The 9,757-nt window shown below is 62.4% G+C and carries 12 protein-coding genes, 6 tRNA genes and 1 pseudogene; 12 read left to right on the plus strand and 7 right to left on the minus strand.

All coding sequences use genetic code 11. The features are described 5' to 3' along the window. On the minus strand, positions 1 to 404 hold a 404-nt coding region (locus IEY49_RS20765), incomplete at its 3' end, for a PAS domain S-box protein (RefSeq protein ID WP_189012266.1). Between the two features lie 525 nt (positions 405 to 929). Here IEY49_RS20765 and IEY49_RS22040 point away from each other — a divergent pair. The 3 genes and pseudogenes from IEY49_RS22040 to IEY49_RS20785 all read left to right on the plus strand — a co-directional run bounded on the left by IEY49_RS22040 (position 930) and on the right by IEY49_RS20785 (position 2,444). Next, a pseudogene (locus tag IEY49_RS22040) lies at positions 930 to 1,396 on the plus strand (amidase family protein). Between the two features lie 13 nt (positions 1,397 to 1,409). Beyond that, a complete protein-coding gene (locus IEY49_RS20780) occupies positions 1,410 to 1,670 on the plus strand; it encodes a hypothetical protein (protein ID WP_189012272.1) in 261 nt (86 codons plus the stop codon). A gap of 30 nt (positions 1,671 to 1,700) precedes the next feature. Beyond that, positions 1,701 to 2,444, plus strand: coding sequence for a sulfite exporter TauE/SafE family protein (locus tag IEY49_RS20785; protein ID WP_189012274.1), 744 nt, complete (start codon positions 1,701 to 1,703; stop codon positions 2,442 to 2,444). A gap of 210 nt (positions 2,445 to 2,654) precedes the next feature. Here the strand turns inward: IEY49_RS20785 and IEY49_RS20790 are convergent, their stop codons facing one another. The 3 genes from IEY49_RS20790 to IEY49_RS20800 form a co-directional block, all read right to left on the minus strand. Then, a complete protein-coding gene (locus tag IEY49_RS20790; protein ID WP_189012276.1) occupies positions 2,655 to 3,461 on the minus strand; it encodes an SDR family NAD(P)-dependent oxidoreductase in 807 nt (268 codons plus the stop codon). A gap of 47 nt (positions 3,462 to 3,508) precedes the next feature. Further along, positions 3,509 to 3,808: a hypothetical protein gene (locus tag IEY49_RS20795; RefSeq protein ID WP_189012278.1), complete on the minus strand. Its 300-nt coding sequence runs from the start codon at positions 3,806 to 3,808 to the stop codon at positions 3,509 to 3,511. A 445-nt stretch (positions 3,809 to 4,253) separates the two neighbouring features. Continuing rightward, entirely contained in the window at positions 4,254 to 5,060 is an 807-nt protein-coding gene (locus tag IEY49_RS20800) for a GNAT family N-acetyltransferase (protein ID WP_189012279.1), read from the minus strand. 279 nt (positions 5,061 to 5,339) lie between these two features. Here IEY49_RS20800 and IEY49_RS20805 point away from each other — a divergent pair, with 279 nt between their 5' ends. From IEY49_RS20805 to IEY49_RS20835, 7 genes are all read left to right on the plus strand, one after another. After that, on the plus strand, positions 5,340 to 5,507 hold the full coding sequence (locus IEY49_RS20805) for a hypothetical protein (RefSeq protein WP_189012281.1): 168 nt from the start codon (positions 5,340 to 5,342) through the stop codon (positions 5,505 to 5,507). Positions 5,508 to 5,556: 49 nt separating this feature from the next. Then, positions 5,557 to 5,630: transfer RNA gene (locus tag IEY49_RS20810), tRNA-Cys, on the plus strand. Between the two features lie 6 nt (positions 5,631 to 5,636). Further along, positions 5,637 to 5,713: transfer RNA gene (locus IEY49_RS20815), tRNA-Glu, on the plus strand. A gap of 3 nt (positions 5,714 to 5,716) precedes the next feature. After that, positions 5,717 to 5,791 (plus strand) — tRNA-Asp (locus tag IEY49_RS20820). A 6-nt stretch (positions 5,792 to 5,797) separates the two neighbouring features. Further along, positions 5,798 to 5,874 (plus strand) — tRNA-Leu (locus IEY49_RS20825). 28 nt (positions 5,875 to 5,902) lie between these two features. Then, a tRNA-His gene (locus IEY49_RS20830) sits at positions 5,903 to 5,976 on the plus strand. 6 nt (positions 5,977 to 5,982) lie between these two features. Continuing rightward, a tRNA-Pro gene (locus IEY49_RS20835) sits at positions 5,983 to 6,060 on the plus strand. Between the two features lie 209 nt (positions 6,061 to 6,269). Here IEY49_RS20835 and IEY49_RS20840 read toward each other — a convergent pair. The 3 genes from IEY49_RS20840 to IEY49_RS20850 form a co-directional block, all read right to left on the minus strand. Then, positions 6,270 to 7,133 (minus strand): hypothetical protein, encoded by an 864-nt coding sequence (locus tag IEY49_RS20840; RefSeq protein WP_189012283.1) that lies wholly within the window; start codon positions 7,131 to 7,133, stop codon positions 6,270 to 6,272. 36 nt (positions 7,134 to 7,169) lie between these two features. After that, positions 7,170 to 7,379: a hypothetical protein gene (locus tag IEY49_RS20845; RefSeq protein WP_189012285.1), complete on the minus strand. Its 210-nt coding sequence runs from the start codon at positions 7,377 to 7,379 to the stop codon at positions 7,170 to 7,172. Between the two features lie 591 nt (positions 7,380 to 7,970). Then, entirely contained in the window at positions 7,971 to 8,462 is a 492-nt protein-coding gene (locus IEY49_RS20850; protein ID WP_229780961.1) for a response regulator, read from the minus strand. 489 nt (positions 8,463 to 8,951) lie between these two features. Here IEY49_RS20850 and IEY49_RS20855 point away from each other — a divergent pair, with 489 nt between their 5' ends. Next, complete coding sequence (locus tag IEY49_RS20855) at positions 8,952 to 9,281, plus strand: hypothetical protein (protein ID WP_189012286.1); 330 nt, start codon at positions 8,952 to 8,954, stop codon at positions 9,279 to 9,281. 244 nt (positions 9,282 to 9,525) lie between these two features. Next, positions 9,526 to 9,711: a helix-turn-helix domain-containing protein gene (locus IEY49_RS22045; RefSeq protein ID WP_373291969.1), complete on the plus strand. Its 186-nt coding sequence runs from the start codon at positions 9,526 to 9,528 to the stop codon at positions 9,709 to 9,711. Positions 9,712 to 9,757: the final 46 nt, after the last annotated feature.

A 9,757-nucleotide genomic window follows, 5' to 3' on the forward strand; every position in this document is an offset into this window, starting at 1 on the left:
GTGATGAGGCGGAGCACCGTGAGGCGTGCTTCGGTGTCCTTCGAGGCGTGAATGTCGTGGAGAGTGCTGACCATGTACGCGAGGTGTTCCTCGTGGAACGTCGGCTGGCTTTTCACGCAGTGCTGGCGGTAGATGCCGTTGTTGGTGCGGAGGCGTAGTTCGTGGTTGGTGGGGTACCTGTCGAGCCGTGCTCGTGACCAGAAGTCGAGAGCGTGTTCGCGGTCATCGGGGTGAATGAGGTCAGCGAAGCCCCACCCGAGGAGCGCGTCTGCATCGAGCCCACAGTGCTGGGCGAGGGCGCGGTTGACGAAGATCGTCGCGCCGCTGGCGTCACTCACGTACGCGGGGAGCGCCAAGGCGTCCAGCAGCTGGAAGTGCGAGGGCGCCGTGGGCCGGTCCGGCATCGGTCGAGCATATCAGACGGTTCGCACCGCACGGATCGCGTTTCTCCATCTCTGAATCCAGCGGTGGCCCAAGTATTCGCAGGGGGAGAGGAGAGGTGGTGCAGGTGCGCTCTGCTGCTTGTGCGCGTAGTTACAGCTTGCGGACGCAGGAGTACAACCCCCTCACGAGACCTGGGGCTGTCCTTGCATCCGCAGCGTTGTCAGGAGGACCCGCTGCGCAAGCCAAGGCAGGCGGGCGCGACGAACGATCCTGCATGCGAAGCTGACTTCACCTCACTCTTTCATGACGTTGTAATGCTCCAGGTCAGTCGGCACCGACGTGTCAGCAGTAAAGCCCACAAGACAGAGCGCTCTTCATCCCAGTTCTGGAAGGCTCGCAGCAGCATGCAGGAGAAGTGACGTACGATACCTGTACCAGCGTCCAGCCGCCCGACTCATTGAAGGTGCTGGAGGGTCTATGACTGCCTCAGTTCTGAATCCGTTCGTCCCCGCCCATCAGATGCTTCAGGCCCTTGAGCAACGCGAGTGGAACTGCTGGAACTTCATCTGGCTCGCATCGAACGCCTGAACCCTGCCCTCAATGCGGTCGTCACGCTGGATGTCGAGCAGGCAAGGCAAACTGCCCATCAGGCCGACGAAGCCAGATCGAGGGGTGTCAACCTGCCGCTCCTGTGTCTGCCGTTTACCGTCAAGGACGTCCTGGAAACCGCCGGGCTGCGGACCACTGCCGGCTTCCCTCCCTTGAGTGAGCACGTCCCGGTGACCGACGCGCCTGCTGTGGCCCGGCTCAGGGCGCGGGTGGCATATTGATCGGCAAAACCAAAACGCCCACCCTGGCGATGGGCGCCGAGCCGGACAATCCTCTCTTTGGCCGGACCCACAATCCCTGGGCAACAGATCGCTCACCGGGCGGTTCCTCCGGTGGTGAGGCGGCTGCGATCGCGGCTGGGCTCAGGACCCGTTGCGCAGTTGAGTTGAGCCGGGCAGAGTAGATCCATGCTTTAGGTGAAGCGCCTGGTTCAACGCTCCCGGTCCTTCGAGTTACTCTGCGGCCTGACCCTCAACGAGTTCGGTACCCTGGCTCAGCAGCTCGAACCCCTGTGGCTCAGGGCCCACCGGACGTCGCTGCTGCGTGATGGTCGTCAACGCCGCATCGGAGCGGGGTATACAGGCCTGGAGAAGCTCTGCCCGAAGCATGAGGTGATTGTGCCCCTGATGCGCCGAGTTTTGACTGGTAGTCAGGTATTCATGATCGTGGACGGTTGACTGCTCGCCTCTTCACCCATAATCGGCCTGATGGCCGACACCATCTTCCTCCTGACGGTTGCCCTGACCTTCTTGCTTGCAGGATTGGTGAAAGGCGTGACCGGACTTGGGCTTCCTACCCTGTCGCTGGCCGTGCTAACCGCCGTGATGGGCCTGCAATCGGCGATGGCACTCATTCTGGTGCCGTCTTTCATGACCAATGTCTGGCAGGCAGCGACCGGCAGAAATTTTTCGACCATCCTACGTCGCCTCTGGCCATTCCTGCTGACCGCTACCGCTGGGATCTGGCTGGGTGCGCAGGCCCTGACGTGGGCTCATGCCTCCTTCCTCCCGGCGCTGCTTGGCGTCCTCCTGGTGGCCTATGCAGTTACCGGACTTCGTGGCCTGAAGATTGTTATTGACCGCGCCTGGGAGGGATGGACGGGACCGCTTTTTGGAACAGTCAACGGTGTGTTGACCGGGCTGACCGGTTCGTTCGTGTTTCCTGGCGTGCTTTACCTGCAGGCCATTGGCTTACCGAAAGACTCGCTCGTACAGGCGATGGGAATGCTCTTTACCTCTTCAACGGTCGGACTCGCTCTCGCGCTTGGTGGTCAGCAACTACTTACCACGCGACTGGGCCTTCTTTCACTCGGCGCGGTCCTTCCGGCCGTGATCGGGATGATGCTGGGCCAACAGTTGCGGCGCAGGATCCCAGAAAGCAGCTTCCGACGCGTTTTTCTGGTCTCCCTCCTGCTTCTTGGGCTCTATATCATGGCCATGTCGGTTCAATAAGGATACCGGATGAGCAGTACTGGAATGACCGTGAATCCCAATCGGAGAACGAAAAGGTGACGGTTAGGAGCGGAAACCCTGCACCGTAGTCCAAGGGCTGTCACGAAGCAGGCTGAATATTGATCAGGGCTGATCCAGAAGCACTTGAGGCTGATGTCCTGATATTCGCAGAGGCAGAATGCTTGTCCAACGTGACCGGAGGCTCAACCGTTACAGGCTGGAGTGATCCTTGACGGCCTCTTCCAGGCGGTCCTTGATCCCTGCGTAGAACGCATCGACCTCCCCAGGCCGCTCAATATTGAGTTTGATAAACGTCCGCCGTTCCTGGGGCGCCGTGATGATGTCCGGCTCGTCGGCCAGTAAGCCCGCTACGACAATCCGCGCGACTTCCTCCGCCGTCTGGTAAATGAACCCCAACTCCGGCCCGGCGGCGTTGCTCTCCATCATGGCGGTGCGGGTCGCTCCCGGGTAGACGGTGTGGACGCTGACGCCCTCACCCAGCAATTCGCGCCGCAGGGACTCCCCGAAGCGCGCGAGGCCTGCCTTGGTGGCGGCATAGACCTGGTAGAAGGGGCCGCCAACCAGGCCGAACCCGCTGGAAATATTGACCACCGCGCCCTGGCCGCCAGCCCGCAGGGCCGGGAGCGCCAGGCGCGTGAGCAGAATTGGGGTGATGAGGTTCAGGTTGATCATGGCCTGAATGTCTTCCGAGCTGAGGTTCTCAAGACGGCCGGCGCGGACGTTCCCTGCATTGTTGACCAGCATGTCGAGCTGACCGCATGTATCCAGCGCCTGTGAGATAGCCCGTTGCTGCACCACCGGATCGGTGATGTCACCCACGACGCCGGTCGCGTGTCCACCCTCGGAAGTGATACGGTCCAGCGTGGCTTGCAGGGCACCCTCGCGCCGGGCAACGAGTGTCAGGCGTGCGCCTTCACGCGCGAGGTGGTCGGCAAGGGTTGCCCCAATGCCGCCGCTGGCGCCAGTGATCAGAATGCTCCGTTTGATGAGGTTCATACGGTCACGCTCCTTTGGAGTTCCCGGTTCCCGCGATAATAATGTCCTCAGGATTGGAACGCTGCGAACAGGACGCCAGTCAGGAGCCCGAACATCAGGTGACCCATAAGTGGTGTCACGATATCCAGTGCGCCATAGTTCTCGTACGCGAGCCCTTGCGCACCAACGACGCCGGTTGTCGGATCGAGAGACGGTATTTCCGTGACGACCACCCAAGTCAGCCATCCATCATTCTTCAAACGACCCATCCATTCGTTGACCGGGACGGCGTTCCCCTCAATCAGGCCTGGGCGGGCGGCACGCCGGTCCTGGCCATGAATGGGAACCGCTGGGTCGGCTCGGGGCACGGGGAACTGTTCGCCGACGCGCGCCCACGACTGGCTGCTGTACCACGCGATCAACCGAAACGACCCATACTTCGCGGGACCGACACGCATCAACAAGCGTCACCTGATGCTCGATCCCGTTGATTGGGTGGACGGCTGGCCGACCGTGCGCAACGGGCGTGGACCATCCGACCGTTCGCAGCAGGCGCCGCAGGCAGTCACTGCGTGCGCCTGGGCTGGTGTCCGTCGCTTTCACTGATCCTCCTGTAACTATGCCTGGCTTGTGCTGGCGCGGGAAGGGGTGAGGAGGGGAGAAGGGGGGCCTCCGCTCCTGAACCAATGACGTGGTTAAGGCACACAAGCAGGGGTCTGCGTAGCAACCATATGCGGAACACATCCTAGGTATTGACTGGTCACCTCAGTGTGTGAGCCGCCGTCGACATGAGGTGGCGGGACAAGCGTGGCTTCAGCGGAAGTACATCTGGACGGCGTCCTGACGACTCCCGTTCTTCTCGTAGATGCGGCGCATGCCGTCGTTGCCCTGTTCAGTCCCGCCCCCGTGCATGGTGAACCGTTCGGCCGCGCGGGCCAGCATGTGCGCGTGGAGGCGCGTACCGTAGCCTTGACCTCGGGCGTCCGGGTGCACGCCGAGCATGTTCAGGTTGGCCCAGCCAGGTCGGGTGCTGGGGCCGAACGCTCCCAGGGCGACGGGGTGTCCATCCGTGTCAGGCAAGGCCACCAGCGTCCAGCCTTCCTTGCAGCTCCAGTCCGGGTGGCCTAGCGTGTCCATCAGCCTGGTGATCTCGGGCTGCCTTACGAGGTGCGCACCCCCCTCCATGGCATCAGGCACAAGAGGGTAAACACGCGTGCGAAGGTCCGTCTCGTACATCACATGAACCGGGGCGTCGCTGACCCACCCTGCCGCCAACACAGCTTCTGCATCCAATGGCGCGAGGCTGTCCTGCAGGAGCAACTTACGCCCCTCCCCACCGTGCTCGCGGATGGCGCGGGCGAGCGCCGTGATGCCCGCGGGGGCCACATCCTGGCGAATGCGGGGAAAGACGGGCACCTGCGGGGGAGCGGCCAGAGAGGCCGCCCCTTCAACGCCGCGCTCGGAACGCAGGATCAGGAACTGCTGGTGTGCCTCCTTGCCTTCAGCGACCTGGGCCTGCATTGCGCTCAGGCGCCGCTCGGCCTCCTCGCGGTCTGGATCAAGGACATAGATGTCGGTGAGCGTGTCCAGCGTGGGCGTGTGAACTGAGTAGGTATTCAAGAGGTGACCTCAAGGGGCAGGTCACCAGCAGGCCGTCGGGACCGTGTCAGGGACGGCGCGAGGTGACCAGGAAGAGAGTGAACGGGACAACGTGGGCAGCATGGCGGGTTCGCTTCATGGGGACCTCCGAGGACAGCAGAATGCTGGCAGCCTACAGGGTGTGCGGCCCGGCAGTGGACGAGTTTGCCGACCCGTCCTCCTGGAAAGCCATCTGGCTTAGTTCGTGCCCCGTCCACCTGGCGCATACCGCGCTCCCGTTCCGTGCGTAGACTGCTCGGCATGAACACGCCCCGCTTCCATCATCCTCACCTCGCGCCGCTTCCCGCTGGCCGCCTGGAGGATCTGGAGCTGCCGCGCGTGTGTCCCCCTGAGCGTGGTGACCATCCAGACCGCCAGCGAGATCCGCGAGAGCCTCTCGCCTGTCCGGAACACCGGCTGCCGGCCTGAGACCGCGCGCGTGCGAATCTGGCTTCCGTGAACTCCTGCTCCACACCGAGGCGACATAGGGAAGTGGACCAACCCAGACCTCTGCAAAAGGTCGAATCGGCAGTTCGAATCTGCCTGTCGCCTCCCCCTGGCCTCATGGTGGAGTGGTTCAACACGTCTGACTTTCACTCAGAAGAGCGCCGGTTCGAATCCGGCTGAGGTCACCACACGGTTCTGTAGCGCAGCGGTAGCGCGCCCGGTTGTCAGCCGGAGGGTCGCGGGTTCGACTCCCGTCGGGACCGCCAATTCATAGGAGCGTGGCGCAATTGGCAGACGCGCACGACTCAGACTCGTGTTGTTGAGGGTTCGACTCCTTCCGCTCCTACCAACGGAAAGGCCTGTCCTTTCCATACGTGGTGATCATCGTCCAGTGGCAGGACGCCTGACTGTGCATCAGGAAACACCAGTTCGACCCTGGTTGATCACCCCAACACGTCAGGAAGTAGCTCAGTCCGCGCAGAGCACTCGCTTTGGGAGTGAGGGGCCGCAGGTTCGAATCCTGTCTTCCTGACCAGTCAATGAAGCGCGCCCATGCCGGGGCGCGCTTCCTCTGCCCTGCCTTCTCAGGCCATGAGCGCGGCGCGACTTCGCCACGCTTGACCGTACCGCAGACGGCGTCGTCATCATCGACGGGCCCCTTGCAGAATTAGTTGAGCTTCCAGAACCTAGAATCAACCCATGCAAACCGAGGACGACACCGATGGCCCTACCGCCCTGCGGTCCTCAATTCAGCATCGGCTCAGGGGTACCCATCTCCTCCAGGCTGGAGAGAGAGGGAGCGCCCGGCTCGAACACATGCAGGTGTGTCCGAAAGGACGGTCCCATATCCAGCACCGCGAGTGCTTCTACGGTCATCCGGTGGTGGCTGAGGGTCTGATCACCCGCCTGGTAGTGCGGCGCGTCGAAGTAATTGTCCGACAGGTGCTCGCACAGGCCCAGGCGTGCGTGAGGGCAACCGGGAAGATTCAATTGGGAAGCGATGTAGGTGTACTCGGACCCGTCACGCGTGTCGCGCTGCTTGAGCAGGAGGGAGGTGTTCAATCCGTGGGTGACCGCGTCCTGGATCCAGGGCACGTACAGATCCAGCCGGGACCGTTCTCGGCTGTGTAGGCCGCTGATCACGCAGTCGCGTCCGGCCACCTGGAGGGCCACGGCGCCCAGATTCAGGCTGCACGCGTGTGCGGGAGGTTCCTCGCCCGACGTCCCTTCATGCTGATCATCCGTCTGCGGTGCCCTGACCAGAAGTTCTGCGGGGATGTGCGCGCGGACGGTCAGAAAGGGCGTGTCCGGGCCTGACGGGCCGGGCTGCACCTGCGCCCCCTGCTGCATGAGGTGAGCCGCGTACTGGGAGACAAATGCCTTCGGCGGGTCCGGGGTCTGGCCGGGCCAGTTCTCCTGTTGCCAGTTCGCTGGATGGTTCATCAGGGCACTGAGGTCTACGGCCTGCTGTGCCGGGTGCTGAGCTGTGCTGGGCAGCTGGACCCAGACTTCAGCCAGCGGGTGGCCGGCGACGTCCTGGGCGATCAGGCGCAGCATCATTTCGGCGCGGGTCTCCATGCGCTGGCTTGTTTTGCTTCGCCGGAACATGGGCGTCAGTGTACGTGGGGAGGCGAGGACTTATGGCTACAGCTTGGTCGCGAGGTGGAACGGGGCGCAGCCGATTACAGGTGCGGCCGGATCGCTGTCCGAATGGCCTCCACCGTGTTCGTGGTGTGCGGGTTCAGGTGCAGCACCGTCACGGCCGTAGGACTTCGTGGAGAGAACAAGCGCGAGGACCGGGTGCGACGAATGCTGATCCACCAGCACGTAATCGAAGGTTTTACTTCTGTGCATGTCCAGCGATCCTGGCGAGCCTGGTTCGGTGAAGGTCAGCGCGACGCAGTCTTCGAGGAACATGTGGGGTCGGAGGTCATAGGGGAAGTTCTGGAGGGCCGTGCGGAGTTTGGTTTCAAACTGGTCGCTGATGCGTGCGCCGTGAGGGCGAGGCGGTGCTGCAGCGATGGGGGTGTGGTCGGACTGGACGGGGCGCGGGCGACGGAACTTGAGCACCCCTCACCCTAACAGGGCTCGTACTTCATTTCTGGAGAAAAAACCCCCGCCGAACAGGCTAAATGAACCGCCGGTACAACGACGGTGAGGGAAGGCATTCGAAGCCCGTTTCGAGGCCCAGTTCGCCTGCCGCATACGCTCCACCTATTTTCGTTTATTTGATCTTGATCTTACTAAGAGAATTGATTCTGTAACCATGCGGTAAGTCGGTCTTGGTCGACCGTATCTCGGTCATCGACCAATCATCAGTGGGATTCTTTGGGTGCTGCGAACTGGCGCGCCCTGGCGGGATGTTCCTGTCCCACGGTTACCTCAACCCACTCCCAACCAGGATGACTCGTATCTGCCACCGCCAGCGGCAGGCGGGCGTGATGTTCAGGACTCCTCGGAACTCGTCCGGTCCGCCCAGAAGGCGAGTGTCCGCTGCACCACCTCGGTGTACGCATCCAGGCCCATGGGGGTCGTGATGAAGTCCGTCGCCCCCGCCAGCAGGCACTGCTGAACGTCCGTCTCGGCCGCGGAACTGCTTAGCACCAGCACCGGCAACTCCTTCCAGGCCACGTCCTGCCGCATGACGGTCAGGAACTCCACGACATTCATACGGAAGGTACTGCCGTCGAGCAGCACCACCCGCGGCCGGGGGGCCCTCTCGTACGGCGGCTGACGGTTCAGGAAGGCCAAGGCGGATACGCCATCGGGAACTACATGCAGCGTCAACGTGGGCAGGAAATCCTCCACGGCCAGCTGCATCAGCAGCACATCAGACGGACTATCCTCCACCAGCAGGACATCAAACATGGACGCGTTGCTCAGGGCGGCAGAACTCAGGGAGGCCGTGTGGACGGCCGTAACGTCATCGGTGGGCATGGAGCCACTCCAGAAAGGGGAGAAAAGCATCCGGAGGTGGCTTCAAGACCAGGGATGAAGCTGAAGGTCAGCAGGAATTTCCAGTCTACATCAAGCCCAGGAACACGCTTGACCGACGAGAACGCCTTACGGAATCAGGGGCGCAGCGGCGCAGGGGAAAGGAACCCCGCTCGGCTTCTCAGAATTCGGTTGCAAGGATGCAGGCGGCCCAGGGCAGACAACCCACACTCCTGGCGGCCCAGAAGGCGTGCGTCCGCTGCACCAAGGGTCATGTGGAACTTCCTGTGCCATGTTTCCCTTAACTTTCTGGCGGGCAGTCCCGCTCCAGGTTCTCGTGCGGGGTTGACCGTCTCGCACCTTGAGGAGCTGGATCTGGCGTATGCACCGCCGTTCAACAGCGTCTGGGATCCAGTGGAGGCAGCAGCGACTCGGGTGACACGCCGCGCAAAAGAGAAATGAAAGCCGGGGGCGGCGGAGCGCTCGAGGAGGTTGCAGGAAGCGGTTCGTGATGATGCACCCGGCGGCGCGGATGGACGCAACGACAATGTCCGTGATGAATGCATGATCGAGGTCATCTTCTGGCTGGTCAATCAGAAGTGGGAGACCTTTGTACGGTATCAGGATCGGCAGGAAGGCACTGACCCGCTCGCCGTGGGACAGCTCCCGCAGGGGCGCTTCCCGAGCGCCTTTGTTGAGGTACACCTGCGGCACGTCACGTTTCTTCAGCATGGCCGGGTCGAACAGCTGTGGTTGGTCCGCGAGCATCAGGAATTTAGGCAGGGTTGTTCCCGTCACGCCAGCTGCCTGGAACGGCGCTGACGTGCCTACTGATCTGTGCGTTGATCCGTAACGGCGACGGCCAGAAATTGCCCTTCGGAGGGATACTTTCGGCGTCAGGACTGCTACCGACTTACGCTCAGATCAGTAACATGATGGCCCGGTAGAGCTCTGCCGGGCTCAGTTCGTCATCCACCCGGGTCAGGGTGCCCCGGCGAACCTGCGGGAGGGTTCACGTCATCACGGCTGCCCAGACGAAAGTTGGACGACTGCCCGCGTGCGGGACGTGATCGGCCGCCATCTGGGCATCTGGTATCACAGTGATCATGTCCGCAAGCTGCTTCATGCCCTGGGGTTTACGCCGCAGATGCCAGATGGACGGGCGGCAGAGCGCAACGAATTCCGGATTGCCAGCTGGAAAGAACAGGTGGCCCCGGAGTTGAAAAAAACTATGACGGCAAAGGGAGCTTGACGAGGCGCTCCTCGAGATCCAGCAAGTAGGGTTCGGGATCACGCCG

The organism is Deinococcus malanensis (assembly GCF_014647655.1).
Taxonomy (GTDB): Bacteria; Deinococcota; Deinococci; order Deinococcales; family Deinococcaceae; genus Deinococcus; species Deinococcus malanensis.